Annotated in this window: 29 protein-coding genes and 1 tRNA gene; 26 read left to right on the top strand and 4 right to left on the bottom strand. The window is 64.3% G+C overall.

What is annotated here, in order from left to right; translation table 11 throughout:
• Positions 1-3 precede the first annotated feature (3 nt).
• Together QA642_RS29825 and QA642_RS29820 are read right to left on the bottom strand one after the other, a co-directional pair.
• On the bottom strand, positions 4-1,533 hold the full coding sequence (locus QA642_RS29825) for an aldehyde dehydrogenase (RefSeq protein WP_283080035.1): 1,530 nt from the start codon (positions 1,531-1,533) through the stop codon (positions 4-6).
• Positions 1,530-2,180 carry a GntR family transcriptional regulator gene (locus tag QA642_RS29820; protein WP_283080034.1) on the bottom strand — a complete coding sequence of 217 codons (651 nt, stop codon included), beginning with the start codon at positions 2,178-2,180 and terminating at the stop codon, positions 1,530-1,532. The genes QA642_RS29825 and QA642_RS29820 overlap by 4 nt, the downstream gene beginning before the upstream one ends.
• Before the next feature lie 144 nt (positions 2,181-2,324).
• On the opposite strand from QA642_RS29820, the gene QA642_RS29815 reads away from it, so the two are divergent.
• The 5 genes from QA642_RS29815 (at position 2,325) to rnz (ending at position 8,051) form a co-directional block, all read left to right on the top strand.
• The gene (locus QA642_RS29815) at positions 2,325-3,098 is read left to right on the top strand and encodes an alpha/beta fold hydrolase (protein WP_283080033.1); all 774 of its coding nucleotides are present in this window, start codon (positions 2,325-2,327) and stop codon (positions 3,096-3,098) included.
• 373 nt (positions 3,099-3,471) lie between these two features.
• Positions 3,472-4,689: a multidrug effflux MFS transporter gene (locus QA642_RS29810; protein WP_283080032.1), complete on the top strand. Its 1,218-nt coding sequence runs from the start codon at positions 3,472-3,474 to the stop codon at positions 4,687-4,689.
• A gap of 15 nt (positions 4,690-4,704) precedes the next feature.
• Positions 4,705-6,102 (top strand): guanine deaminase, encoded by a 1,398-nt coding sequence (guaD, locus tag QA642_RS29805; protein WP_283080031.1) that lies wholly within the window; start codon positions 4,705-4,707, stop codon positions 6,100-6,102.
• An 11-nt stretch (positions 6,103-6,113) separates the two neighbouring features.
• Positions 6,114-7,097 carry an antibiotic biosynthesis monooxygenase gene (locus QA642_RS29800; RefSeq protein ID WP_283080030.1) on the top strand — a complete coding sequence of 328 codons (984 nt, stop codon included), beginning with the start codon at positions 6,114-6,116 and terminating at the stop codon, positions 7,095-7,097.
• A gap of 51 nt (positions 7,098-7,148) precedes the next feature.
• Complete coding sequence (gene rnz / locus QA642_RS29795; protein WP_283080029.1) at positions 7,149-8,051, top strand: ribonuclease Z; 903 nt, start codon at positions 7,149-7,151, stop codon at positions 8,049-8,051.
• Positions 8,052-8,060: 9 nt separating this feature from the next.
• Here rnz and QA642_RS29790 read toward each other — a convergent pair whose 3' ends face one another.
• Positions 8,061-8,906, bottom strand: a complete 846-nt coding sequence (locus tag QA642_RS29790) for an IclR family transcriptional regulator (protein ID WP_283080028.1) — start codon at positions 8,904-8,906, stop codon at positions 8,061-8,063.
• A gap of 123 nt (positions 8,907-9,029) precedes the next feature.
• On the opposite strand from QA642_RS29790, the gene QA642_RS29785 reads away from it, so the two are divergent.
• From QA642_RS29785 to QA642_RS29685, 21 genes are all read left to right on the top strand, one after another.
• On the top strand, positions 9,030-9,950 hold the full coding sequence (locus QA642_RS29785; RefSeq protein WP_283080027.1) for a dihydrodipicolinate synthase family protein: 921 nt from the start codon (positions 9,030-9,032) through the stop codon (positions 9,948-9,950).
• A 27-nt stretch (positions 9,951-9,977) separates the two neighbouring features.
• On the top strand, positions 9,978-11,423 hold the full coding sequence (locus QA642_RS29780) for an FAD-binding oxidoreductase (protein ID WP_283080026.1): 1,446 nt from the start codon (positions 9,978-9,980) through the stop codon (positions 11,421-11,423).
• On the top strand, positions 11,420-12,526 hold the full coding sequence (locus tag QA642_RS29775) for a four-carbon acid sugar kinase family protein (RefSeq protein ID WP_283080025.1): 1,107 nt from the start codon (positions 11,420-11,422) through the stop codon (positions 12,524-12,526). Before QA642_RS29780 ends, QA642_RS29775 begins: the two co-directional genes overlap by 4 nt.
• Positions 12,523-13,551, top strand: coding sequence for a 4-hydroxythreonine-4-phosphate dehydrogenase PdxA (gene pdxA, locus QA642_RS29770; protein WP_283080024.1), 1,029 nt, complete (start codon positions 12,523-12,525; stop codon positions 13,549-13,551). The genes QA642_RS29775 and pdxA overlap by 4 nt, the downstream gene beginning before the upstream one ends.
• A 16-nt stretch (positions 13,552-13,567) precedes the next feature.
• Complete coding sequence (locus QA642_RS29765) at positions 13,568-14,698, top strand: iron-containing alcohol dehydrogenase (protein ID WP_283080023.1); 1,131 nt, start codon at positions 13,568-13,570, stop codon at positions 14,696-14,698.
• A gap of 57 nt (positions 14,699-14,755) precedes the next feature.
• Positions 14,756-15,727 carry a tripartite tricarboxylate transporter substrate binding protein gene (locus QA642_RS29760; protein WP_283080022.1) on the top strand — a complete coding sequence of 324 codons (972 nt, stop codon included), beginning with the start codon at positions 14,756-14,758 and terminating at the stop codon, positions 15,725-15,727.
• 265 nt (positions 15,728-15,992) lie between these two features.
• Positions 15,993-16,313: a hypothetical protein gene (locus tag QA642_RS29755; RefSeq protein WP_092216497.1), complete on the top strand. Its 321-nt coding sequence runs from the start codon at positions 15,993-15,995 to the stop codon at positions 16,311-16,313.
• Between the two features lie 242 nt (positions 16,314-16,555).
• Entirely contained in the window at positions 16,556-16,759 is a 204-nt protein-coding gene (locus QA642_RS29750; RefSeq protein WP_027557371.1) for a hypothetical protein, read from the top strand.
• Positions 16,760-16,928: 169 nt separating this feature from the next.
• Positions 16,929-17,002, top strand: a tRNA-Gln gene (locus tag QA642_RS29745).
• 233 nt (positions 17,003-17,235) lie between these two features.
• The gene (locus tag QA642_RS29740) at positions 17,236-18,477 is read left to right on the top strand and encodes a phage portal protein (protein ID WP_283080021.1); all 1,242 of its coding nucleotides are present in this window, start codon (positions 17,236-17,238) and stop codon (positions 18,475-18,477) included.
• Positions 18,474-19,142, top strand: coding sequence for a hypothetical protein (locus QA642_RS29735; protein ID WP_283080020.1), 669 nt, complete (start codon positions 18,474-18,476; stop codon positions 19,140-19,142). The genes QA642_RS29740 and QA642_RS29735 overlap by 4 nt, the downstream gene beginning before the upstream one ends.
• Before the next feature lie 2 nt (positions 19,143-19,144).
• Positions 19,145-19,468, top strand: coding sequence for a gene transfer agent family protein (locus tag QA642_RS29730; protein ID WP_283080019.1), 324 nt, complete (start codon positions 19,145-19,147; stop codon positions 19,466-19,468).
• Entirely contained in the window at positions 19,465-19,746 is a 282-nt protein-coding gene (locus QA642_RS29725) for a hypothetical protein (RefSeq protein ID WP_283080018.1), read from the top strand. The genes QA642_RS29730 and QA642_RS29725 overlap by 4 nt, the downstream gene beginning before the upstream one ends.
• Positions 19,747-19,751: 5 nt before the next feature.
• Positions 19,752-20,249 carry an HK97 family phage prohead protease gene (locus tag QA642_RS29720; protein ID WP_283080017.1) on the top strand — a complete coding sequence of 166 codons (498 nt, stop codon included), beginning with the start codon at positions 19,752-19,754 and terminating at the stop codon, positions 20,247-20,249.
• A 15-nt stretch (positions 20,250-20,264) separates the two neighbouring features.
• On the top strand, positions 20,265-21,422 hold the full coding sequence (locus tag QA642_RS29715) for a phage major capsid protein (protein WP_283080016.1): 1,158 nt from the start codon (positions 20,265-20,267) through the stop codon (positions 21,420-21,422).
• 5 nt (positions 21,423-21,427) lie between these two features.
• A complete protein-coding gene (locus QA642_RS29710; RefSeq protein WP_283080015.1) occupies positions 21,428-21,958 on the top strand; it encodes a hypothetical protein in 531 nt (176 codons plus the stop codon).
• Positions 21,959-22,143: 185 nt separating this feature from the next.
• Positions 22,144-22,287: an HNH endonuclease signature motif containing protein gene (locus tag QA642_RS46605; protein WP_349253802.1), complete on the top strand. Its 144-nt coding sequence runs from the start codon at positions 22,144-22,146 to the stop codon at positions 22,285-22,287.
• Positions 22,288-22,291: 4 nt separating this feature from the next.
• Positions 22,292-22,726 carry a hypothetical protein gene (locus QA642_RS29700; protein ID WP_283080013.1) on the top strand — a complete coding sequence of 145 codons (435 nt, stop codon included), beginning with the start codon at positions 22,292-22,294 and terminating at the stop codon, positions 22,724-22,726.
• 17 nt (positions 22,727-22,743) lie between these two features.
• Positions 22,744-23,031 carry a head-tail connector protein gene (locus QA642_RS29695; RefSeq protein WP_283080012.1) on the top strand — a complete coding sequence of 96 codons (288 nt, stop codon included), beginning with the start codon at positions 22,744-22,746 and terminating at the stop codon, positions 23,029-23,031.
• Position 23,032: 1 nt separating this feature from the next.
• A complete protein-coding gene (locus tag QA642_RS29690; RefSeq protein ID WP_283080011.1) occupies positions 23,033-23,449 on the top strand; it encodes a DUF3168 domain-containing protein in 417 nt (138 codons plus the stop codon).
• A gap of 1 nt (position 23,450) precedes the next feature.
• Positions 23,451-23,768, top strand: coding sequence for a head-tail adaptor protein (locus QA642_RS29685; RefSeq protein WP_283080010.1), 318 nt, complete (start codon positions 23,451-23,453; stop codon positions 23,766-23,768).
• 5 nt (positions 23,769-23,773) lie between these two features.
• Here the strand turns inward: QA642_RS29685 and QA642_RS29680 are convergent, their stop codons facing one another.
• Entirely contained in the window at positions 23,774-24,247 is a 474-nt protein-coding gene (locus QA642_RS29680) for a hypothetical protein (protein ID WP_283080009.1), read from the bottom strand.
• Positions 24,248-24,273: the final 26 nt, after the last annotated feature.

The raw sequence follows: 24,273 nt of genomic DNA, 5'->3' as shown, positions 1-24,273 counted from the left end.
CTGCTAGTTCAATCGCTTCTGGTTGGCCGTGTCGCGGTACCAGTCGAACGGCTGCTCGTGGGTCGCGACCATCACGCTCTTGGTGTTGAAATGGTCGTTGAAGCTCTCGGTGCCGCACTCGCGGCCGATGCCGGAATCATCGACGCCGCCCCAGGGCGAAGCCGGATCGAGGCGGTGATGATCGTTGATCCAGACGATGCCGGCCTTGACCGATGCCGCGACGCGGTGGGCGCGGGCGACGTCGCGGGTGCGGATCGCGGCGGCCAGGCCAAACGGCGAGTCGTTGGCGAGCCGCAGCGCATCGGCCTCGTCCTTGAACGGCGTCACCGAGGTGAATGGACCGAACACTTCCTCCTGGAAGATCCGCATGTCGGATTTGACGTCGGCGAACACGGTCGGCTCGACGAAATAGCCGTTGTCGTGGCCCGGCACCTTGGCGGCAACGCCGCCGGTGACGAGACGCGCGCCGTCGGCGTGACCATAGCCCACATAGCTGAGAACGCGGTCGCGCTGCCTGGCCGAGATCACGGGACCCATCTGGGTGCTCGGATCGAAGGGATCGCCGACGCGGATCGTGCGGGTCTTGGCCTGCAGCTTCTCGACGAATTCGTCGTAGATCGAGGCCTGGACGATATGACGCGAGGCACAGACGCAGGTCTGGCCTGCGCCGATGAAGGCGCCGAACGCGGCGTAGTTGACGGCGCGGTCGACGTCGAAATCGTCGAACACCATGACAGGCGTCTTGCCGCCGAGCTCCATGGTCTGATGCGCAAACACCTTCGCGGCTGCGCTGCCGGCGATGCGGCCGGCCTCGGTGCCGCCGGTCAGGACAAGCTTGTCGATGTCGCCGTGTTCGGCCAGCATCTTGCCGGCGCTCTGGCCGAGGCCGAGAACGATATTGAAGACGCCGGGCGGCAGGCCCGCTTCGGTGAAGATCTGCGCGAGCTTCAAGGTCGTCAGCGGCGTGTATTCCGACGGCTTGACCACGGTGACGCAGCCGGTTGCCAGTACCACGGCGAGCGACTTGCACAGGATCATCAGCGGGTGATTGAACGGCGTGCAGTTGGCGACGATCCCGATCGGGGTGCGGAGCGTGTAGTTCAGATAGGCGCCTTCGACGGGGATCACGGAATCGCGGCGCGACAGCGCGACGCCGGCGAAATAGCGAAAGAAATCAGGCAGGCGGGAGAGCTGCGCGCGGGTCTCGTTGACCGGGCGGCCGTTGTTGAGGGTCTCCAGCCGGTAGAGGCTATCGAGATTGGCTTCGAACGCGTCGGCGAGCTTGTTGACGAGCCTCGCCCGCGCGCGCGTGTCCATGCCGCCCCAGGCCTTGCCTTCGAACGCGGCGCGCGCGCTTTTCATGGCGCGGTCGATGTCTTCGGCGGTGGAATTGGGTATGCGGGCGATGACGTCGCCGGTCGCGGGATTGCGGATGTCCAGCATCGCGCCGGCGCCGGCCTCGACTTCACGCCCATCGATGAAATTGCCGTGGATTTCAACGTCGATCGACGCGGGTTTTGACGGGATGTTCATGACGACCTCTCTTCGACGATGACGGCGTTACGCTTGAGCGCCGGCAGAACGCGTTTTTCGGTGGCCCCGATATGGGCCTTGATGATGCGCGCGGCGGTTCGCGTCTCGCGCCGTTGCATGGCGTTGATGAGGGCGACATGCTCGGCAACGAGCTTCGCCGGGTCGTGGCCTTTCAGATTGGAGATGCTGACACGGACCAGGCGGTCGGCCTGGCCGATCAGGTCGCAGAGCGCCGTGGCCATGCGGCGATTGCCGGAGGCATGCGCCAGCGCGGTGTGGAAGCCGCGATTGTAGGCGATGAAGTCCTCGTGATTGCCGGAGAAGCGGCGGAATTGGTCGAGCGACTTCAAGACGCTGTCGGGCGCGCTTTCGATCGCCTCGGCGACGCAGGCTGGCTCCAGCGCAAGACGGAAGCGCAAGAGGTCGCGGGCATCGGACAGCGAGATCGGCGTGACCCGATAGCCCTGGCGCGGCTGCACCGTCACGAGGTGCTCGCGCTGCAGCCGCAGCAGCGCATCCCGGACCGGTTGCCGGCTCACGTCATAGCGCTCGGCTAAATCCTGCTCGCGCATTTCATCGCCTGGCGCTAAGCGGCAAGCTAAAATATCAGACCTAAGCCGATCGTAGATATTTTCGCGCAAAAGCATGATTTTTATGATCTCCTTGGCGTTAATATCTCAGTCGTGATATTTCACGTCAAGGCCCAAATGCTTGAATTCCCTGTCAGTTGATTTATCAGTCAGGGCTTCCGCGGCATGCCAACGGCCGACGAAATCAAGGAAAGACCGGATATGGACAGGCTTCTTGCCAACGGGACCGTCAACGCCGCGCAATCGGGCGAAGGACCGCCGCTGTTCCTCTTCCACTCGCTCTTGTCGGACCGCGCGAGCTTTGACGCGATCGTGCCTGAGCTCGAGACATCGTTTCGCACCATCGTGCCGGAGCTGCCGGGCTTCGGCCGCTCACGCGCGGTCGAAGGCGGACTTGCTGCGGTTGCCGACCGGATGGCCGAAGCTGTGCGCGATGCCGCCGGCGGCGCGCCGGCGATCGTGCTCGGCAACGGCTATGGCGGGTTCGTCGCGCTGCAGATGGCGATCCGGCATCCGGCGATCGCCAGCAGGCTCGTTCTCGCCGACAGCGGCGCGGCGTTTTCGGAAGCCGGCCGCGAGGCGTTTCGCAACATGGCGAAGGCGTCGCGCGAGAAGGGGCTCGAGGCCATCACCGACGTCGCGATGCGGCGCCTGTTCGCGCCCGAGTTTCAGGCGCAGCATCCGGAGCTGATGCAGGATCGTCGCGCAGCCTTCTTGCGCACGGACCCTGATGTGTTTCGCGCCGCATGCACTGCATTGGCAAGCCTCGATCTCCGCGGAGAGCTTGCCGCGGTGAAGGTCCCGGTGCTCGTGATGGTCGGTGAGCACGACGAAGCGACACCGCCGCCAATGTCGCGGGAGCTCGCCGCCGGATTGCCGCGCGCCGAGCTCAAGGTCATTCCGGGTTGCGCGCATGTGCCGCAGCTTCAATCGCCGCGACAGTTTCTCGAAGCACTCGAGGGTTTCCTGGTCTGACCGGCGCCTCGCAGAAAGCCGGCCGGTGCTGAAACGCCCATGCCTTCCGAACGGTTAATGGTTCGGCCCGGCGGCGACTTCGAAATCGGGAGCGTTGCATGACGCTCCTGTTTTGCCCGACGTGTCGAATGTCGGCGCCGGCTCGGCTGGCGCCGTTCGAGGCGAAATTCCTCAATGATTTGTACTGTGCATGGGGTTGTTTTCGCGTTTTCAGTTTGAGCCCTCGCTGCTGTCCGCATTGAAGCGGACCTCCTAAGAGTTTTTACACACAGTTCTGGCAGCTTCCCGCGCGTCAATATCCGCAACCTGCATCGTCGCGTCTCATTGCGCGCACGAAAAGACGGGGCCCGCGGGCATCGAGGGGGCGTAAGCCATGACTGCACTTGCTTCGGACGCCGGTCGCGCGAGAAGTGGGATCGTGCCGATCCTGCTGTGCGTCGTGCCGTTCAGTCAGATTCCGCTCGATGCCTATACGCCCGGCCTGCCGCAGATGGTGGTGGACCTCGCAACCGATTCCGCCGCGATGCAGAACACCGTCACCGCCTACATGCTCGGCATGAGTCTGGCGCTGGTGCCTGTTGGCATCGCCTCCGATACGCTCGGTCGCCGCAACGTCCTGCTCGCAGGGCTGTCGGTGCTGATCGCGATGAGCATCGCCTGCGCGCTCGCCACCAGCGCCTCGCTGCTGCTGGGCTTGCGCTTCCTGCAAGGCATCGGCGGCTGCACCTGCCTCGTCGTCGCCTATGCGGTCGCCGCCGATTGCTTTCGCGGCCGTGAGCTCACCGCGATCTCCGGCCTGCTCGGGGCGGCCTGGGGCCTTGCGCCCGTGCTTGCGCCCGCCGCCGGCGGCTTCATTGTCGAGCTGACCTCCTGGCGCGGCGTCTTCATCGTCATCGCGATCGCCGCGGCCATCGTCGCTACCATCGTCGTGTTTCTTCTGCCCGAAACGCTGCCGGCAGATCGCCGCGCGCCGTTCGACCCACGCCGCACTTCCGGCATCTTGCGCGACGCGCTTGTCCGTCCGGGCTTCCTCGCCTTCGTGCTGGTGTTTGCGGCTGCCGCGAGCGCGCAGCTCGCCTTCGGCGTCGTTGCGCCGTTCTTCTACCAGACCGGCCTCGGTTATTCGGCGGCCATCTACGGCCTCGTCGCGCTCGGTCTCGGCGGTGTCAATCTCGCCGGCGAGCTCGGCTGCGCGCATTTCGCTCGCTTCATGCCGGCCCGCGTGATGGGATTTGGCGCCTTCGCGCTGTTCCTTGCCGGCGCCGCGGTCCTCACTGCGACCGGCATGACCGTGGGCCTCGATTTTACGTCGATCACGATCGGTGGTGCGCTGGTGCTCGGCGGCTGCGGCGTGCTGTGCCCGATGATGTACGGCATGGCGCTCGGCCTGTTCGAGCGCGACCACGGCCTGATCGGCGGCCTCATCAGCGCGCTCTGCTATCTCGCCGTCAGCGGCGCCATGGCGATCGCAGCGGTGCTGCCCGAAACGACGCAGGCGCCGATCGGCTGGCTCTATCTCGGCCTCTGCGCCATCGCGGGCGCGCTGCTTGCGATCTCGCTGCCCTCGGCGCGCAACGCCACACAGACTTAAGGAAGGAACCTCCTCATGACCACCGTCGGTATTCGCGGCACGTTCTTCGACTTCGTCGATGATCCCTGGAAGCACATCGGCAACGAGCAGGCCGCCGCGCGCTTTCATCAGGACGGCCTGATGGTCGTCACGGACGGCGTGATCAAGGCGTTCGGTCCCTACGACAAGATCGCCGCCGCGCATCGGAGCGTCGAGGTCACCCACATCAAGGACCGCATAATTCTGCCGGGCTTCATCGACGGCCACATCCATCTGCCGCAGACCCGCGTGCTAGGGGCCTATGGCGAGCAGCTGCTGCCGTGGCTGCAGAAGTCGATCTATCCCGAGGAAATCAAGTACAAGGATCGCAACTATGCGCGCGAGGGCGTGAAGCGTTTTCTCGACGCACTGCTCGCCGCCGGCACCACGACCTGCCAGGCCTTCACCAGCTCCTCGCCGGTCTCGACCGAAGAGCTGTTCGAGGAAGCGGCACGACGCAACATGCGCGTGATCGCGGGCCTCACAGGGATCGACCGCAACGCGCCGGCCGATTTCATCGACACGCCCGAGAATTTCTATCGCGACAGCAAGCGGCTGATCGCGGAGTACCACAACAAGGGCCGCAACCTCTACGCCATCACGCCGCGCTTTGCCTTCGGCGCTTCGCCTGAGCTGCTCAAGGCGTGCCAGCGCCTCAAGCACGAGCATCCGGACTGCTGGGTCAACACCCACATCTCCGAGAACCCGGCCGAATGCACCGGCGTGCTGGTCGAGCATCCGGACTGCCAGGACTATCTCGGCGTCTACGAGAAGTTCGATCTGGTCGGACCGAAATTCTCCGGCGGTCATGGCGTCTATCTCTCCAACAACGAGTTCCGACGCATGTCGAAGAAGGGCGCGGCGGTGGTGTTCTGCCCGTGCTCGAACCTGTTCCTCGGCAGCGGCCTGTTCCGTCTCGGCCGTGCCACCGATCCGGAGCATCGCGTCAGGATGTCGTTCGGCACCGACGTCGGCGGCGGCAACCGCTTCTCGATGATCGCCGTGCTCGACGATGCCTACAAGGTCGGCATGTGCAACAACACGATGCTCGACGGCAGCATCGATCCGGCGCGCAAGGATCTCGCGGAAGCCGAGCGCAACAAGCTCTCGCCCTACCGCGGCTTCTGGTCGGTCACGCTCGGCGGCGCCGAAGGCCTCTATATCGATGACAAGCTCGGCAATTTCGAGCCCGGCAAGGAGGCCGATTTCGTCGCGCTCGATCCGAATGCCGGCCAGCTGGCGCAGCCCTGGCACCAGTCGCTGGTCGCCGACGGTGCTGGTCCGCGCACGGTCGACGAAGCCGCGAACATGCTGTTCGCCGTCATGATGGTCGGCGACGATCGCTGCGTCGACGAGACCTGGGTGATGGGCAAGCGTCTCTACAAGAAGAGCTGAAGCCGCTGCCCATGAGCGCATCTCCTGATTCAGCCGGCCAGCCGGTCGCCCTCGTCATCCAGCGCCGTATCGCGGACGATGGCTTCGCCGCGTTCGCGCGCTGGAACGGCGAGGTCGGCGAGGTGCTCAAGACCTGGCCCGGCTTCCTCAGTCAGGAGGTGGTGCCGCCGCAGCCGCCCGCGCATGTGGACTGGGTGACGATCCTGCGTTTCACAAGCCCGAGCGCGGCACGTGCCTGGCTCCAGAGCGATGTGCGGGCGAAGCTGATCGGAGAGGTGCAGCGCTACTTCGTCGGTTCGGAGGATGTCCATATCCTGCCCGACACCGGCGTCCAGCGCGATAGCGCAGTCTCAGCCGTGATCTCCTTCAAGGTGCCTGACGGGCTCGAGGATGCGTTCCTCAAATGGCAGCAGCGCATCCAGGCCGCGGAAGCCGAGTTCAAAGGGTTCCTGCGCCACAAGATCGAGCGGCCGATTCCCGGCCTGCATGATGAGTGGATCATCATCCTGTCGTTCGACAGCGATGCCAACCTCAATGCCTGGCTCGACTCGCCGTTGCGTCAGACGCTGCTGAAGGACGGCGAGCGCTTCAACGCCGGCATGAACGTGAAGCGGGCGAGCTACGGCTACAATTTCTGGTTCCCGTCCGGCAAGGTTGAGGCGCCGGCGCAGGGACCGGGCTTCATCTGGAAGAGCAACCTCATCGTGCTGCTGGTGCTCTATCCCGTGGTGTATCTCTGGGGCTACTTCATCAGCAGGCCTCTGATCGACAGCCATGGCGTGCCGGTCTGGCTGTCGCTTTTCATCGGCAACCTCGTCAGCACCCAACTGCTCGGCTGGTGGTTGGTGCCCGCCGCCTTCAAAGCACTGGACTGGTGGATCACGCCGAAGGCGGCGATCAGTCGCCAGATCGCAGGCTATGCGCTGCTCGCCGCGCTCTATGCCGGCTCGATGGGCCTGTACGCGCTGCTGCTCGCGTGGCATTGGGGACGGTGAGGCCGCCGGTCGATTGAAGGCGGCTTCCAGACCGCTGGACAATTCACGCCCATGTTCGCCCTGACGTTCCTCGGCACTTCCGCCAGCGTTCCCTCCGCAGAACGCAACCATCCCGCGCTCCTCGTGGAAGCCGCCGGCAAGCGCATCCTGGTCGATTGTGGTGAGGGCACGCAGCGCCAGCTGCTGCGCAGCGGTGCCGGCTTTCGGCGGCTCGATCGCATCCTGCTGACGCACGCTCACCTCGATCACGTGCTCGGCATCCCGGGCCTGTTCTCGACGCTGGGCTTGCGGCAGACCTCCGACCAGATGACCATTCACGGTGGGGAAGGCACGCTCGACATCGTCGTCCGTATGCTCGCGGGACTGTGGGGCGCGGGCAGGGCGCCGATCCCGGTGTCGTTCGCGCCGCTGGCCGAAGGACAGGTCCTCGACGCTGGCGACTTTACGATCAGCTGTTTTCCGGTCCGCCACCGCGACACCGACAGTTTTGGTTTTTGCTTCCAGAGCCCCGCACGCCGCCATCTCTTGTCGGACCGCCTCGCAGCGTTTGGTGTTCCCGACGGTCCCATGCGCGGCGAGCTCGCCGCGGGACGGTCGGTCGTGATCGACGACCGCACGATCAATCCGGAAGACGTGCTGGGGCCTCCAAGCGGCGGCAAAAAGCTCGTCGTGATCGGCGACACCGAGACCACCGAGGGGCTGTCGCAATACGTTGCAGATGCCGACATGCTGGTGATCGAGGCGACGTTCCTCGATCGCGATGCATCGACCGCGCGCGACTACGGCCATCTCACCGCGGCGGAGGCAGCTTCCTTCGCGGCCGCGAACAAGGTCGGCCAGCTCATGCTGACCCATATGTCGGGACGCTACGAGGACGACGAGATCCTGGCCGAAGCGGCAAGGATCTTCCCGAGCAGCCGGATCGCCGCCGATTTCGATCACATCGTGATCTAGCGATCGCGCTCAGCTCGACAGCCCCGACTTGATCGCGAGATCCTGAACCTTGATCGTCGCCTGCATCAGCCGCGGCAGGGCCTGGTCGCGAAACGCGGCCATGTCCATGCGCATGGCATCGACCGTGACGCTCAATCCCCCGATCACGAGTCCCTGTGCATCGAAGATCGGCGTCGCCAGCGTGCGCAGGCCATAGGCGTTCTCGCCGTCGGAGACGGCATGGCCCTTCTTCTTCACCTGATCGAGCCGGGCGAGCAGGGCATCGAGATCGGTCAGCGTTCGCTCCGACAGCTTGAGGCGAGGGCGCGATTCCAGCCGGGCGATCTGCTCGTCGCGAGCCAGATGGGCCAGCATGACGTGGCCAAGCGCGGCGCTGTAGGCGGGAATGCGCGTGCCCGGCCGCCGGTCCATCTTGTGGCGGTCGAGGCCGGCGCCGACGCGGGCGAGATAGACCACGTCGCCGCCGTCGAGGATGCCGAGCGAGGCGGCATCGCCAACCTCAGGCACGAGGTCGCGCAGCAGCGGCTCGACGATGGTGCGCAAGGATCCGTGCGACAGCACGGTGTAGCCGAGGTCGAGACAGGCGACGCCGAGGCGGAACCGTCGGCTCTGCGGCACGGCCTGGATATAGCCGAGCTCGACCAGGGTCTGGATCAGCCGGAACGCGGTTCCGCGATCGAGATCGGCGCGTGCGGCAATCTCACTCAAGGTGAGCTCGAAGGCCTCACTGGTGAAACTCTTGAGCACGGCAAAGGCCTTGCCGACGGAGGCGACGTAGTTCTTGGGATTGTTCTTGGGATTTTTCGCGCTCGTTTCCGATGCGCGCTTGATGGTCTTCTTGTCGACCTTGGCCATGCCTGAATGCCCGCCATGACAGCCATCGCCCTTGACGCGAGGATCGGCTGATTTTACGACAGGCCAACCCAATAACAAATGTTCGCATTCCGAACAACATCGATTTGGCGATCGGAGGAAGTTTTGTCGACATCATCGCTGCACCCCCATGGCGTGTTCTCTGCCGCGCTGACGCCGCTCGACGCCGAGCTTGCGCCCGATCACGCGCGGTTCGTCGCGCATTGCCGCTATCTCCTCGATGAAGGCTGTGACGGCATCGCGCTGCTCGGCACCACGGGGGAGGCGAACTCCTTCTCCATCGCCGAGCGCACTGCGCTGCTCGAAGCCGCGATCGCCGGCGGCATCAGGCCGAACCAGTTGCTGCCCGGCACCGGCGTCGCCGCGTTCACCGACACCGTCGTCCTGACGCGTCACGCGCTTTCGGTGGGAGTCGACACTGTGGTGATGCTGCCGCCGTTCTATTACAAGAACGTCAGCGACGACGGCGTCTATGCCGCCTATAGCGAAGTGGTGCAGCGTATCGGCGATGCTCGCCTGAAAGTCGTCCTCTATCACTACCCGCAGATGTCGGCGCAACCGATCTCGCATGCGCTGATCGAGCGATTGCGCAAGGCTTATCCGGCGACGTTCACCGGCATCAAGGATTCGTCCGGCGACTTCGCCAACATGTCCGCGATGGTCGAGCGCTTCCCCGGGTTCTCGGTCCTGGGCGGCGCCGATCCGTTGATGCTGCCGCTGCTGCGCAAGGGCGGTGGAGGCTGCATCACGGCGACCTCCAACATCGTCGCGCGCAGTCTCGCCTATGTCTTTGAGCACTTCGGCGACAGCGATGATGATCCCGCGCTCAAGGCGGCTCAGGCGCGCATCGTGAAGGCGCGGGAGCTGGTTTCGCGCTTCCCGCAGATGGCCTCGCTGAAGGCGTTGGCTGCCGACCGGACCGGCCATGCCGGATGGAAGCGGCTGCGGCCGCCGCTGGAGTCCCTGCCGCCGGAGCAGGAGAAAGAGCTGCTTGCGAATGCTGCGGCATTCGCCGCCGCCGGCTAACACGGGCACGAGCGACGAGGCGATCCAATGTCGGACTCTTTCCAGGACGCGCTTTCGGGGCTTGCCGCACTCGTCGGCGGCAAGCACGTCATTGCGTCCGGAGCCGACCAGGGGCCTTACGTCGTGGACTGGCGCGGGCGCTATCAGGGCCGCGCCGTTGCGGTGGTGAAGCCCGGCTCGACCGCCGAGGTCGCCGCCGTCGTCAAGTTCTGCGCGGACAGGCAGTTCGCGATCGTGCCGCAGGGCGGCAACACCGGCATGTGCGGGGCGGCGACGCCCGATGATCGCGCCGGCAATGTCGTGATCCGGCTCGACCGCATGCGAGCCGTGCGCGACGTCAGTCCGCTCGCCAACACGATCACGGTCGAGGCCGGCTGCATCCTCGCGGAGGTGCAGAGCGCGGCGAAGGCCGTCGATCGCTATTTCCCCCTGAGCCTCGGCGCGGAGGGCTCCTGCCAAATCGGCGGCAACATCTCGACCAATGCCGGCGGCACGGCCGTGCTGCGCTACGGCCCGACGCGCGACCTCGTGCTCGGGCTGGAGGTGGTGCTGCCCGATGGTCGTATCTTCAACGGCCTGCGCGCGCTGCGCAAGGACAATACGGGCTACGCCCTGAAGCAGCTCTTCATCGGCGCGGAGGGCACGCTCGGCATCGTCACGGCGGCGGTGCTGAAACTGTTCGCGCCGCCGCGCAGCTCGGCCTTGGCGCTGTTGAAATTGCAGGGCGTCGAGCAGGCGCTCGAGATCTTGCAGCGCCTGCGCGGCGCCGTCGGCGACCGGCTCGGCAGCCTCGAGATCATGTCACGCTCGCAGATCGAGGCGATCGCCGCGACGGTGCCGCACGTGACCGTTCCTTTCGCGCTGACGACACCGTGGTATCTGATCGTCGAGCTGACGGACACGCTCACAGATGTCGACCTCAACGAGCCGCTGGCTACGGTGCTGGCGGACGCGATGGACGCCGGGCTTGCAGAGGACGTCATATTGGCTTCCAATCTGGCCCAAGCGAAGGCGATCTGGGCTGTCAGGCATAGCGTGTCCGAGGGCAACAAGCGCAGCGGCTATGTAGTTTCGCACGACAGTGTGGTACCGCTGGAGCGGCAGGCCGTCTTTGTCAACAATGTCGAGGCCCGGATCAAGGCGGCGGTGCCGCACGCGAACGTCGTGATGCACGGCCATATCGGCGACGGCAACATCCACGTCGTGGCCTTGATCGATCGCGCGCATTGCCAGGATCCGGCCGCCACGGCCGCGCTGGTGGCCGAGATCAACGAGATCGTCGACGACGAGACCGCGGCGCAAGGCGGGGCGATCAGCGCTGAGCACGGCATCGGCATCACCAATCGAGGCCGGCTCGCCCGCGTCACCGATCCCCTTGATATCGCGCTGATGCGCGATATCAAGAAGCTGCTCGATCCGAACGGCCTGATGAATCCGGGCAAGATTTTCGCTGCGGGAGGCGCGCGAGCATGACCAGCATCCGCCTGCTTGCCGACGATCTCACCGGTGCGCTCGACACCGCGGCGGAGTTCGTCGGCCTGTGCGGACCGTTCGACGTCACCTGGCCGGAAGCACTTGCGACACACGGCGCCCGGAGCCTCGCCATCGACAGCGGCACCCGCGAGCGCTCGAAGGCGGAGAGCGTCGAGATCGTCGGCCGGCTGGCGCCGCTGCTTCAGGGCGCCACGATCGCCTACAAGAAGGTCGATAGCCTGTTGCGCGGCGCGTGGGCGGCTGAGCTCGGCGCCTGCCTGCGCAGCGGCCATTGGGTCTCGTGCGTCGTCGCGCCCGCCTTCGATTATCAGGGGCGCCGCACCGTCGAGGGCCAGCAATTTGCGCGCACGGTGCAGGGCGAGTGGCATCGCGTCGGTGACAATCTCCTGACCCAACTCCAGCTCGAGGGTATCGAGGCGCGGCAGGGTGGTCCCGAGACGCTGTCGCTGGGCGGCGTTCAGGTGTTCGATGCCGAGAGCGACCTCGATCTCGACCACGTCGTCGAGATGGCGCGGCACATGCCGGGGCCGGTGCTGTGGTGCGGAAGCGGCGGATTGGCCGGCGCGCTCGCCCGCAGCCATCGTGTCGATGCGCCGAGCCAGTTGAAGCGGCCGGTGCTGGGGCTGTTCGGCTCCGACCAACTCGCCACCGCGTCCCAGCTTGCGGCATGCGGCGAGGCGACGATCGCGCTTGCGGAGGGCGAGGGCGCGGCCCCCGTTCAGCGCAAGCTGACTGAAGACGGCGTTGTGCTGGTCAAGTTCGCGCTCGCCGAAGGCTTGACGCGTGGCGAGGCGGCGCGGCGGATCGCCCGTGAAATGACGGTGCTGATCGCGGCGCTCGAGCCGCCGGGCACGCTGATCGTTGCCGGCGGAGAGACCTTGAAGGCCGCGTGCCTTGCCCTCGGCGCGCATGCGCTTGAGGTCACCGGGCGCATCGTGCCGGGATTGCCGCGCTCGGTGCTGCAAGGCGGACGCTGGGCCGGCGTCGACATCATCTCGAAATCCGGTGCATTCGGCCCCAGCGAGCTGTGGCGCGATCTGCTCCGGGATAATCATCTGCTGAACATGGGGAGTCCGACATGACCTCTCGCCATCTTGCCATCACCATGGGCGATCCCGCCGGGATCGGACCGGAGATCATCGTCAAGGCCTGCGTCGGGCTGAAGGACCGCATCGCCAAGGGTGATCTGCGCCTGCTCGTCATTGGCAGCGGTGCCGCGCTTGATGGTGCGAAGGCCGCGCTCGGCGCCGACGTTGCGATCCCGGAGGTGACGGCCGACGATCGCGATTGGCCGAACCTTTGCTATCTCCAGGCTGACGCCGAAGGCGACCCGATCAAGCCGGGCGTACTCAGCGCCGATGGCGGCCGCTTCGCCTACAAGGCGATCGAGCAGGGCGTGCGCCTGACCCAGGCGGGCCGCACCGCTGCGATCGTCACGGCGCCGCTGAACAAGGAAGCGCTCAACAAGGCCGGCTATCACTTCCCCGGCCATACCGAGATGCTGGCGCATCTCACCGGCGTGCGCGGCTCGGTGATGCTTCTCGCGCACGGCAACATGCGCGTCAGCCACGTCTCGACCCATGTGGCGCTGGAGGACGTGCCGAAGCGTCTGACGCCGGAGCGGCTGCGCATGGTGATCGACCTCACCAACGATGCGCTGCGCCGGCTCGGCATTGCCAGGCCGAAGATCGCGATTGCCGCGCTCAATCCGCATGCCGGCGAGGGCGGTCTGTTCGGCCGTCAGGATATCGACGTGTCGGCGCCGACGATCGCTAAAGCCGTCGCCGACGGGCTCGACGTTGTCGGCCCCGTGCCCGGCGATACCATCTTCGTCAAGCTGCGCGCCGGGCAGTTCGACGCGGCGGTCGCGATGTATCACGACCAGGGGCACATCCCGGTCAAGCTGCTCGGCTTCCAGGTCGATCCCGCCACCGGCCGCTGGCAGGAGCTCTCCGGCGTCAACATCACGCTCGGCCTGCCGATCATCCGCACCTCCGTCGATCACGGCACTGCCTTCGACATCGCCGGCAAGGGCATCGCCAACGAGCACAGCCTGATCGAGGCCATCGACTATGCCGAACGGCTGGCCGCCGGCGCTTCCAAGTAACGAGATCGAGCCCAGGATGACCAACGCCTTCACGCCCATCGAAATCCAGCGTCCCACCATCCTGGAGTTCGGCAACGGCACGATCACCGCTGCCGCGCGCTTTGCCGAGCGGATTGGCGCCAAGCGCCCGCTGGTGGTCTCCGATCCGTTCAATGCGCGCCGCGTCGACACGCTGGCGCTGCCCGGCGCCGTCAAAGTGTTCGGCGACGTCAAGCCCGAGCCGGACCTGCCCAATCTCGAGAAGGCGGTGGCGATGGCCAAGGAGGCGAAGCCAGATCTCGTCGTCGGCTTCGGCGGCGGCAGCGCGATGGATCTCGCCAAGCTGGTCGCGGTGATGTGCACGTCTGACGTGGCCTTCGCCGACATCGTCGGGCCGGAGAAGGTGGCCGGCCGCAGTGTCGCGCTGATGCAGATCCCGACCACCTCGGGCACCGGCAGCGAAGCCGGCACCCGCGCGCTCGTCACCGATCCCGTCAGCCAGAACAAGCAGGCGGTGCAGAGCCGCTTCATGCTGGCCGACATCGCCATCGTCGATCCGGACCTGACGATGACCGTGCCGAAGGAGGTGACCGCGGCGACCGGCATCGATGCGCTGGCGCATTGCGTCGAGGCTTACACCAGCGGCAAGGCGCATCCCACGATCGACCTTTACGCGCTCGAAGGCGCGCGGCTGGTCGGACGCTATCTCGAGCGCGCGGTGGCCGATGGTGGCGATCGCGAGGCGCGCGCGGGCCTGTCCCTGGCCTCGCTCTATGGCGGCTATTGCCTCGGGCCGGTAAACACGACAGCGGGCCACGCCGTGGCCTATCCGCTCGGCACGCGTCATCATGTGGCGCATGGCCTCGCCTGCGCCGTGATCTTCCCGCACACGCTGGCTTTCAACATGCCCGCGATGGAAGAGAAGACGGTCGCCGTGCTGACCGGGCTTGGCTTGCCGCAGCAGCGCGATCCGAAGCACGCCTTCGATGCGACCTACGAGTTCTGCAAGAATCTCGGCATCGAGATGCGGCTGTCCGCGCTCGGCGTGCCCAGGAGCGATCTCGGCGTGATGGCCGACGAGGCGCACGCCATCCGCCGCCTGCTCGACAACAATCCGCGTGATCTCAGCCGGGACGCGATCCTGAACATGTACGAGGCCGCGTTCTAACACGCTCGCGGCTCGCAACACCCAATCAACAACACAGTGAGAGTAGAGGAAACTTCGATGCGATCGATGTGGCTTGGTCTTGTGTCGGCAGTGCTGCTGGCGGTGTCCCCGGTGAAGGCGCAGGACGGCTATCCGTCCAAGCAGGTGACGGTGATCGTCCCCTTCGCCGCGGGCGGCACCGCCGACATCTTCGCGCGCATGGTGTCCAACCATCTGCAGGTGAAGCTCGGCAAGCCGTTCGTGGTCGAGAATGTCGGCGGCGCCGGCTCGATCCTCGGCGTGACGCGGCTGGCGAAATCGGCGCCCGACGGCATCACGCTCGGCCTTGCGAGCACCTCCGCGCTCGCGATCAATCCGTCGCTCTACGGGCCGAAGCTGAGCTACCAGCCGGACAAGGATCTGACGCCGGTCGCGCAGATCAGCGTCGTGCCCAACGTCCTCGTGGTCAATCCCAACAAGATCAAGGCGCGCACCGTGCCGGAGCTGATTGCCTACCTCAAGGCGAACCCGGACAAGGTTTCTTTCGGATCGGCGGGCGTCGGCACCTCGCAGCATCTCGCCGCCGAGCTGTTCCAGCAGATGACCGGCACCAAGATGGTGCACGTGCCCTACAAGGGCTCGAGCCAGATGTTGACGGACGTGCTCAGTGGTCAGATCGATCTTGCCTTCGACAATGTGCCGCTGCTGCTGCCGCAGGTGAAGACCGGCCAGCTCGCGATGCTTGCGACCGCAACGCCCAAGCGCGCCGATTTCGATCCGCAAGTGCCGACGGTCGCCGAATTCCTGCCCGGCTTCGAGGCCGTCGCCTGGCATGGCTTCTTCGTCCCCGCCGGCACGCCGAAGCCGATCGTCGAAAAGCTCTCCGCCGAGATCCGCGCCTTCATGCAGCAGCCGGAGACGGTGCAGAAGATGGCCGAGCTCGGCGCGACCGCGGTCGCGGTGGATTCCGGGCCCTTCAAGGCCTACATCGCCGCCGAGACCGAGCGCTGGAAGAAGGTGATCGAGGCCGCGAACATCAAGATGGACTAGGGACGAGGGAGATCGGGCGGGGCGGAAATCCCAATCCCTTCAACGTGATTCCAGCGGGAATTGATCCTGTTCGGGAGCGGCGAGCCGCGATCCGCCGGTCGGATGTGCCGCGGAGAGAGGCGAGCACGGTCGGCAGGCGGCCCCACCTCGCGGTGTCAGGAGGTCATATTCAATTCACGGGCCGTTCACGTTCCGCTTCGCCTCGCCCGCCTATGTTGCGCCCGTGACCGAAGGATCGCGCAACTTGGCATAGGAGGGACGCGTCATGACTGTCCTGCTGAGAAACACCTTCAAGGCCTGGATCGACCGTGCGCCGGGTGCACCGCCCAAGCTGGTCATGGTCGGCGACGTCAGGGTGCCGACCAACGGCTGGCAGGCCCGCCTCACCAAGCGCTCGCCGCAGGGCATCAATCCGAAGATCCTGATCCTCGACGTGAGCGCGCAGCAGCCGAGCGGCGAAGCGCTGGAGGGGATCACCACGATCCCGCTGCGCTACGAGGAAAGCCCGCCGCAGGACGAATACGGCCAGGTCATGATCGCGCACGGCAGGGGCGAGATCGTCGTCAACATCGGACGCCCGAACTAAAGCGCGATGAGATCAGGATGAATCGTCATCGCGCTTTAGCTTGTTGTTTGCGCATGATCTTTTCGGAAAACCGCTGCGCACTTTTCCGGATCATGCTTTAGGCCTCCATCCGGGCGCGCCGCCGTTTCGCGCCCGGGCCGTTAGCCTTACCGGTCAAGGTTGACGCGACATCGCGCTCACATCGAAGGCGGCGATCGCTATATTTTCAGGGCCTAAACAGTAACCCGCGTCTTGAGAGTACGATGTCCCGTTCCCTTGAATTGATCGTCGAAGGCTATGTGCGGCTGAACGACCGCGATGCGCTTCACGACATCCTGGCGCACCGGCAGGATCTCCTGCGGCAGCTGGTCTCGGTCACCGGCGTCGATCCGAAGCAGGCCATCGCGCAGGTCAGCGAGGAGATCACGATCATCGAGGCCGGCCTCGCCACCCTCGCGCCGGACTAGGGCGTTTCCGGTCCTCCCGAAGGTCAACAGACCCGTGCACCGTAGCGCTTGCCAGTCCAGAGGCGAGCGGTTAGAACGCTGCCACGCCTGAGCCGTGATTTGCGCCAAACGCGCTTCCGGCCACAGTCGGACAAATCAGTAAGACATTGAATTTGTTCGACTATTCCGTTGGGGAATGGTGTAACGGTAGCACAACAGACTCTGACTCTGTTTGTCTTGGTTCGAATCCAGGTTCCCCAGCCATATCGGTGTTTTCATAACAATATCAGCTACTTAAGCGCGGTTAGGTGGTTCGAAAACGGTGCCTCTCGTAACCGCTTTTCGCTACCATTGCCTGTAACCGCGACTCATTTTCGCCGCAATTGTAATGCGTAATATAGTTGCGTTATCGAGGCTCGCCTCGAAACAAATGCACAAACAGAGAAGCCCTTCCACTGCTCGCCTAACCAGCGGGCCAGCCTCTGTTGTGTGTCCTTTTGTCTATCGCTTCCCGCCTCAAATCGCTTCTCGGTATCGAGATTAAAGTCGCGCCCAGCCTCGCTGACGGCAGCGGCTATTATTTCGATCTGTTCGGCGCGACTCCGACCCTGGCCGGCGTGGTTGTGACCCCGCACAGCGCCATGACTTGCGCGCCTGTCGCGTGCGCAGTCCGCTCGATCTCCGAGGCGGCCGGCTCGCTCCCCCTTCACGTTTACAAGAAGCTTCCGGACGGCGGCAAAGAGAAGGCCACCGACCACCCGCTCTATAAGCTCCTGCATGATGCGCCGAATAGCTGGGCGCCGGCAGCGCTGTTTCGCACCCAGCTGATGGCCGACGCGTTGTTGCAGCCGCACGGCAGCTTCGCGCTGATCAATCGCGTTGATGGTGGCAAGCCCGCAGAACTGATCCGACTGGATCCGCAAACCCAATCCGTGGCGGTTGATACCAGTGACCTGGAGCCTGCTTACAAGCTCAACGGTCGCGAGATCGACGGCGCGGACCTGATCCATATTCCGACGCCGGCATACGATGCTCGTAAGGGCCTCGTCGGCGAAGGCCGCAACGCCATCGCGCTTGCCCTGGTCCTGGAGCGCCACGCTTCGCGCCTCTTCGGTAACGCCGCGCGCCCGTCCGGTGTGCTGAGTCTCAAGGGCACGGTAACGGAAGCGACCCTGACGAACGCAAAGGCCGCATGGCAGGCATCGCAGGGCGGCGACAAGGCCGGCGGCACCGCAGTGCTGCCCACCGATGCAGCTTGGCAGCCGCTGACTTTCAACAGCGTCGATAGCCAATTCCTCGAAATGCGGACCTATGCGGTCGCTGAGATCGCGCGATTGTATCGTGTCCCGCTGCACATGCTGATGCAGGTCGATCGCGCTCAACCTCGCAGCATTGAATCGATCGGCCAAGAATTCCTCTCGCAAGCTCTGTTGCCCCGGCTGAAGTCCTTTGAGCAAGAGCTTGAGTTGAAGCTCCTGACGCCCGAAGAGCGCGACCAGTATGCCATCGAATTCAACATCGACGGCTTCGCCCGCGCCGATCTGCTCGCGCGCGCCCAGGCTCTGAGCGCAACCGTCTCCGCGCGCATCCTCAATCCGAACGAAGCCCGACAGATCGGTTTCGGATTGCCGGCCTATGAGGGTGGCGACGTATTCGAGAACTTCAACACATCATCCGCACATGCCGGTGGCGCGCTCAATTCCGGCGGCGCCAATGACAATCAGGAGGAAGCCGCATGACGATGCGTTTGGTTCACCTACACGGCAAGCTCGGCAAAGACTTCGGCAAATCCCATCGCTTTGACGTTGCCACGGCCGGTGAAGCGCTTCGCGCGCTCAACTGCGCTTTCCCCGGTCGATTCGTTCAGGCGCTCCAGGAGGGCTATTACGAAGTCGTCCGGGGTGACCGGCGCAACGGAATGAAGCTCGATCTTGAATTGGTCAACGGCTTCAATCTCGGACATGCTGATCTTCACATCATTCCGCGCGCCAAGGGCGCTGCCACGAGCCAGACGGCGAAGGGCACCACGAAGGTCGTGCTCGGTGCTGCCCTGGTCGGCAGCGCCATCTTCCTGTCCGGAGGCGTTCTCGCGACGCCGCTTGCGGCTTCTGGCATTCTATCCGGCACCACTTACGGCACCGTCGCTGCGATCGGCCTTGGCCTCGCACTGTCTGGCGCATCAACGCTGCTCACCAAGCCCGCCGGCCAAGAAACGCAGGCCTCGAATGCGCTCAGCGTGAACGGCGGCAACATCGGCAACTCCGGCCGGCAAGGCGATGCAATCCCGCTGATCTACGGCGAGGTAATGGTCGGCTCGACCCCAGTCGAAGTCTGGTCCGACGTGGAAGACATCAGCGTCTATGCCGACAACGCCGGCTCAATTGAGACCGCGTTCGGACAATGACCATGACCTCTTACACCACGTTCTTCGGCGACGGCGAGCACTCGTTCAGGCTCACGCCGGCACAGATCGGCGAGCTTGAAGCCAAGTGCGGCTCCGGCATCGGCATGATCGCCAATCGGCTGTTCTCGCGCAGCAACTTCACCCAGGCAGACGTAACCGAGACCATCCGGCTCGCGCTCATCGGCGGCGGCACCACGCCCAAGCGCGCCCATGAACTGATCGTGGCCTACGTGGACGGCCGCCCCCTGATCGAACCCTACGAGCTCGCGGCTCGAATTTTGGAGCGGACGCTCCTCGGCAACCCTCATGAGGACCAACGGAAATGAAAGCTACTCTCACAGCCAACGGCACCACACCGCCGATCTTCTGGGCGGGAGGCCGTGGTTCATTTGCTGCATGGGGAACGTTCGGCGGAGGCACCGCCAAGCTTCAGCAATCGCCAAACAATGGCGTGGTCTGGATTGACGTTGATCGCAGCGGCGACAACTACGTGACCTTTACCGCAAGCGGTGAAGGCAACTTTGAACTTCCCCCTTGCCTGATCCGGGTCAGTCTTGATGGCGCGACCTCTCCATTACTGTCTTTCAAGGCAAACCGCTCGTGAGCGCAATGGACCGCCTTGAAGTCAAAGCAACGCTCAGCGTTAACGATGAAGGTGAGATCACCGGCATCGCTTGGCCGTTCAACGCCGGCCCCGACAGCTACGGCGATCTGATCACGAAGGGCGCTTTTGGGACGATCTTGCCCGACCTGCCCATTCTGTATCAGCACCGGCCTGACGACCTAGTCGGCACCTGGAACGAAGTGAAGGAAACTGACGAGGGCCTCACCGTTAAGGGCCAGCTTCACCTCGACCAGCCGCGCGCGCGTTCCATTCGCGCGATGCTCAAGACCGGCTTGGTCACCGGCCTTTCGATCGGCTTCCGGACCAAGGCCTCACGCAAGCAAGCCCGGGGACGCATTATCGACGCGCTCGACCTCGCTGAAATCAGCTTGGTCCGCGACCCCGCCCATTCTCGCGCCCGGATTACCGGCACGAAATCCGACGACGCGGCGCGTGCCGTGGCCGACCTCATCAAGCGATTCACGGCATCGCTTAAATCCTAGGAGCTAGACGACCAAATGAAGACTGCGCATGCACTCGAATTCAAAGATACCGGTGACGCGGACGATCCGATTGCCGACGTCGCCAAGCAGTTGGCGGACCTGAGGACGACCCTCGAAACGAAGGCGGCCAATGACAACAGGCTCACTGAGCGGCTGGACCGAATCGAGGCCAAGATCAATCGGCCCGGCAATAAGTCGGCGGCGAACGACAATGAGCCCCAGGTCGAAACGAAGGCACTGAACAGCTTCCTCCGCGGCGGCTTGCAGTCGCTCGACGACGTCGAAAAGAAGACGCTGAACCTCGGCACCACCACGGCCGGCGGCTTCGTGGTCGCACCCGACTATTCAACCCGCGTCATCGAGGGCTTGACCCAGTTCTCGCCCCTGCGCTCGCTCGCCAATGTCATGTCGATTGGCACCACCGAGACCTACATTCCGATTTTGACCTCCGGCACCGATGGCGGCTGGGTCACGGAAACCGGTCCACGTCCGTCGGCTGAACCCGCTTTCGATCAGGCGAACATCAAGACCTTTGAGTATGCAGCGACGCTTCCGGTGTCGGTGCAGCTCCTGGAGGATAGCGCCGTCGATCTCGCCAGTCTGTTGCAGCGCTGGATCACCAAGAAATTCGGCAAGGCGGAAGCAAGCGCTTTCGTTGTCGGCGACGGCAACGGCAAGCCCACTGGTTTGCTGCATACGCCGGCCGATTACACCCAAATCGTCGCCGACCAGGACGGTTCCGACTTCCTGGAAAAGCTGATCAATCTGTTCTACGCGCTGCCGGGCGAATACGCGAACGTCGGCGCATGGATGATGAAGCGCTCCACCATGGGCTTCATTCGCCAGCTCGCCGACGTTTCGCCACTCCGCCGCAGCATGTGGTCCGACAGCCTCGCCAACGGCACGCCCGCCACGCTCTTGGGCCGCCCGATCTTCGAAGCGCCCGACATGGACGGCATCCTGAGCACCGCTTCGCCGGGCGCCGAGACCTATCCGGTCGTCTTCGGTGACTACGCCAGCGCATACCAGATCGTCGATCGGGTCGGCGTCGCTGTGATGCGCGACGACTTCACCGGTGCCGACAACGGCATCGTGAAGCTGCGCGCCCGGCGCCGCGTCGGTGGCAAGCCGATTCTGCCGGAAGCCGTCGTCGTCCTCAAGGCAACGGCATAACGAACATGCGGCTCGCAGCGAATACTTTTGCTCTCCAGGTTGGCGACAAGTCATTCGACTTGAAGCCTTCGCTGCGGGCCGCATTTCACCTTCATCAGAAGTATGGCTTTGCGGAGCTATACCAAGCCATTGATGACGGCAGCTTCACCGCCATCATGGACCTGATTGCGGCGACCAGCGATGCGATGCCGGTTGCGTCGATCGGCACCATCCTGGGCGCGCGTAAACAGCTTCTCAAATTCGTCCTGATCTTAAGCGGTGCAGACACTTCCGGCGAGAAGTCGTCCGGCAAGCCGATGGCGTTCGATGAATACTTCACCAAGCTTTATCAGATCGGAACGGGCTGGCTCGGCTGGACCGCCGCGGACACCTGGAATGCAACGCCCGCTGAAATCATGAACGCTCACGCCGGCCGCCTCGACATGCTCAAGGCGGTCTTCGGCAGCGGCAAGGACGATCAGGCCGGCACCGAACCGCCCTCCAAGGCCGACCTCAACGCCATCGGCGATCTCACCAACCATGTGAGGCCGCGCTGATGCCCTACAAATGTGGTCGAGTGTGCGCATGCGGGCGCATCGTTGCCGGCGACGCTCGCTGTGTGTGCCAAAACCAGCGCCGCAGGGAAGCCGACAGGCGCCGACCCAACGCCAACGATCGCGGCTATGACAGCAAGTGGTCAAAGGCCCGCCGCGCCTTTCTAGACAAGCACCCTGATTGCGCCATGTGCGGCAAGCCTGCCGTCGTGGTCGATCACATCAAGCCGCACCGAGGCGACCGCGCCTTGTTCTGGGACAAGGGCAATTGGCAGCCGCTCTGCACCCATCATCACAACAGCACCAAACAACGTCTCGAAAGGTCCAAGTAGACCCATGCGCCTGATCGAATTCAACGGTATGTCTCGCCCTGTATGCGAGTGGGCAAAGCTCACCGGCATCAGCTCCGACACAATCACAAAGCGGCTTAATCTGGGCTGGTCCGCTGAAGAGGCTTTGACGACGCCAGTAGGCAAGCAAGGTCGCAGGCCCAAGCCGGCGCTCGCACCGTCGCTTGCCCATGAGTTGCCGACGCTCAGTGACTGGCAGCGCGATATGCACGCGGCACATCGGCAGATGACACGCTCGGTGCGCTCGTTCGTTCGCCAGATGGAAGAGCAGATGGCTGAGCTTCGCCATGGCCTCGATCAGCACTTGGCCGCACAGCGCGACGAAGCCCACCGCAACGCCGCTACTACCCCGGGGGTGGGTCAAAAGTCCCAAGAAATCGTCCGCGACCGGTGCCCCCGGGTCACGCAAGAGAGCGTCTAATTGGAGTTTTTTCAACTATGCCCGGCATCACCCTGGACCAAGCCAAGGCCCACCTGAACGTCACCCTGGACGCTGACGACGCGCTGCTTACCGACAAGCTGGCGGCGGCAAAGGCGTGGGTTTCGGCCTACACCGCCGGCGATCCGGACGCGGACACCACACCCGCGCCGATCCGGGAGGCGGTGCTGCAATTGACGGCGCACCTCTATCAGAACCGGGAGGCCAGCCTTGTCGGCATCACCGCAATGGCGCTGCCGTTTGGTTTCCTCGATTTGTTGGCCCCTTACCGCGCGTTTGCCTTCTGAAATGACCGTTTCCGACCCGTCTCTCGCCCTCCAGAAGGCTATCCGATCGCGGCTCATCGCGAGCCCGGAACTGATGACCCTGGTCCAGGCCGACCATGTGATGGACGCCAATGGCCGTCCGGAGATCATGCCGGCCGTCTATATCGGCGAAGGCCAGACCATCTTCCGGCGCTGGGACGCGACCAGCCACGCCACTCTTCATGTGTGGTTTGCTGAACCGGGCTTGGTTCAATGCAAGGAAGCCGTCTCCGCCATCGTCGCGGCGCTGCGGATTGATGCCCAGGCGGATGGCGTGCTGCGGATCGACGGCTTCGCCGTCCATGACATGCAGGCTTCCCAAACGCGGTATCTCCGCGACCCGCACGGCTCGTTCAGCCACGGGGTGGTCACGGTCGCGGCGATTGTGAAGGCGGATTGACATGCGCGCCGGCAACCTCGACCGCATCATTGAAATCCAGCGCCGCACCACCGGCCTGGACCTCTACGGGACCGTGATCGACACCTGGACCACCTATGCCACGATGCGGGCGCAGCTCCTCAAGAATGCCACTGACGATCGGGAGGGCGAGCGCGGGCACACCACCAACGTCGTGCTGACCTTCCGCATGTATTACTTCGCCAGCCTCAGCCTCAATGACCGGCTGCTCTATGAGGGCCATCAGTATGACGTGAAGCAGATCACCGAGATCGGCCGCCGCGTTGGGATGGACGTTGCTTGCGAGAGGGTTGGGCCGTGAACAGTCTAATCAAGCGCCCGCACCACCCTCAATGGCGAAAGCGTGACGATCTCTTGATTGCCGTTCGGGTCGCCAGACCAGTATTGGACGGCTCGAAGGGTGGTCTGCTCAATGAAGGGTGTCATTGGCGGAGGATAGTCGACCATCGGCAGCGGCGCTTGGTGCGTCGGCTTTGTTGGGTCTACAAGCTCGACTTCGTGAAGCGTTTGAATCTGGGCGCCGTCAGCTTGGTTCTGATAAGCCCTCGCGCTCGCCTCATCCAGGCAGCAAAAAGCAGCATCCAGCCGACTCGGTTTGGCCGAAAATTGCGCTGCTCGCACGCTTTCGAAAATCAGCTCGCGCGCCATAAGCCATGCGTTCCCGAACGTTTGCAGATTGGAGCTAGGGCTTTGGTATTTGCGAATGATGCGTCCCCAGTTGCCGGGTTGAACGATGCTTCCGGGAGCAAGCCGTATTGGAGTGAGGTGGAAGTAATTCATTCCACGAAGATGCCCCGCGTCCCGCC

It is taken from the genome of Bradyrhizobium sp. CB2312 (genome assembly GCF_029714425.1).
Classification (GTDB): Bacteria; Pseudomonadota; Alphaproteobacteria; order Rhizobiales; family Xanthobacteraceae; genus Bradyrhizobium.
This window is presented reverse-complemented; position numbering and strand designations above follow the sequence as displayed.

Excerpts from the sequence above, each read along its gene's own strand:
- QA642_RS29690 (WP_283080011.1), top strand. The coding sequence starts at position 23,033 with ATGACCGTTTCCGACCCGTCTCTCGCCCTCCAGAAGGCTATCCGATCG.
- QA642_RS29720 (WP_283080017.1), top strand. The coding sequence starts at position 19,752 with ATGGACCGCCTTGAAGTCAAAGCAACGCTCAGCGTTAACGATGAAGGT.
- QA642_RS29780 (WP_283080026.1), top strand. The coding sequence starts at position 9,978 with ATGTCGGACTCTTTCCAGGACGCGCTTTCGGGGCTTGCCGCACTCGTC.
- QA642_RS29685 (WP_283080010.1), top strand. The coding sequence starts at position 23,451 with ATGCGCGCCGGCAACCTCGACCGCATCATTGAAATCCAGCGCCGCACC.
- QA642_RS29790 (WP_283080028.1), bottom strand. The coding sequence starts at position 8,906 with ATGGCCAAGGTCGACAAGAAGACCATCAAGCGCGCATCGGAAACGAGC.
- QA642_RS29680 (WP_283080009.1), bottom strand. The coding sequence starts at position 24,247 with ATGAATTACTTCCACCTCACTCCAATACGGCTTGCTCCCGGAAGCATC.
- QA642_RS29750 (WP_027557371.1), top strand. The coding sequence starts at position 16,556 with ATGTCCCGTTCCCTTGAATTGATCGTCGAAGGCTATGTGCGGCTGAAC.
- pdxA (WP_283080024.1), top strand. The coding sequence starts at position 12,523 with ATGACCTCTCGCCATCTTGCCATCACCATGGGCGATCCCGCCGGGATC.
- QA642_RS29735 (WP_283080020.1), top strand. The coding sequence starts at position 18,474 with ATGACGATGCGTTTGGTTCACCTACACGGCAAGCTCGGCAAAGACTTC.
- QA642_RS29815 (WP_283080033.1), top strand. The coding sequence starts at position 2,325 with ATGGACAGGCTTCTTGCCAACGGGACCGTCAACGCCGCGCAATCGGGC.
- QA642_RS29700 (WP_283080013.1), top strand. The coding sequence starts at position 22,292 with ATGCGCCTGATCGAATTCAACGGTATGTCTCGCCCTGTATGCGAGTGG.
- QA642_RS29755 (WP_092216497.1), top strand. The coding sequence starts at position 15,993 with ATGACTGTCCTGCTGAGAAACACCTTCAAGGCCTGGATCGACCGTGCG.
- QA642_RS29760 (WP_283080022.1), top strand. The coding sequence starts at position 14,756 with ATGCGATCGATGTGGCTTGGTCTTGTGTCGGCAGTGCTGCTGGCGGTG.
- QA642_RS29775 (WP_283080025.1), top strand. The coding sequence starts at position 11,420 with ATGACCAGCATCCGCCTGCTTGCCGACGATCTCACCGGTGCGCTCGAC.
- QA642_RS29715 (WP_283080016.1), top strand. The coding sequence starts at position 20,265 with ATGAAGACTGCGCATGCACTCGAATTCAAAGATACCGGTGACGCGGAC.
- QA642_RS29710 (WP_283080015.1), top strand. The coding sequence starts at position 21,428 with ATGCGGCTCGCAGCGAATACTTTTGCTCTCCAGGTTGGCGACAAGTCA.
- QA642_RS29695 (WP_283080012.1), top strand. The coding sequence starts at position 22,744 with ATGCCCGGCATCACCCTGGACCAAGCCAAGGCCCACCTGAACGTCACC.
- rnz (WP_283080029.1), top strand. The coding sequence starts at position 7,149 with ATGTTCGCCCTGACGTTCCTCGGCACTTCCGCCAGCGTTCCCTCCGCA.
- QA642_RS29730 (WP_283080019.1), top strand. The coding sequence starts at position 19,145 with ATGACCTCTTACACCACGTTCTTCGGCGACGGCGAGCACTCGTTCAGG.
- QA642_RS46605 (WP_349253802.1), top strand. The coding sequence starts at position 22,144 with ATGTGCGGCAAGCCTGCCGTCGTGGTCGATCACATCAAGCCGCACCGA.
- QA642_RS29810 (WP_283080032.1), top strand. The coding sequence starts at position 3,472 with ATGACTGCACTTGCTTCGGACGCCGGTCGCGCGAGAAGTGGGATCGTG.
- QA642_RS29820 (WP_283080034.1), bottom strand. The coding sequence starts at position 2,180 with ATGCTTTTGCGCGAAAATATCTACGATCGGCTTAGGTCTGATATTTTA.
- QA642_RS29800 (WP_283080030.1), top strand. The coding sequence starts at position 6,114 with ATGAGCGCATCTCCTGATTCAGCCGGCCAGCCGGTCGCCCTCGTCATC.
- guaD (WP_283080031.1), top strand. The coding sequence starts at position 4,705 with ATGACCACCGTCGGTATTCGCGGCACGTTCTTCGACTTCGTCGATGAT.
- QA642_RS29825 (WP_283080035.1), bottom strand. The coding sequence starts at position 1,533 with ATGAACATCCCGTCAAAACCCGCGTCGATCGACGTTGAAATCCACGGC.
- QA642_RS29765 (WP_283080023.1), top strand. The coding sequence starts at position 13,568 with ATGACCAACGCCTTCACGCCCATCGAAATCCAGCGTCCCACCATCCTG.
- QA642_RS29725 (WP_283080018.1), top strand. The coding sequence starts at position 19,465 with ATGAAAGCTACTCTCACAGCCAACGGCACCACACCGCCGATCTTCTGG.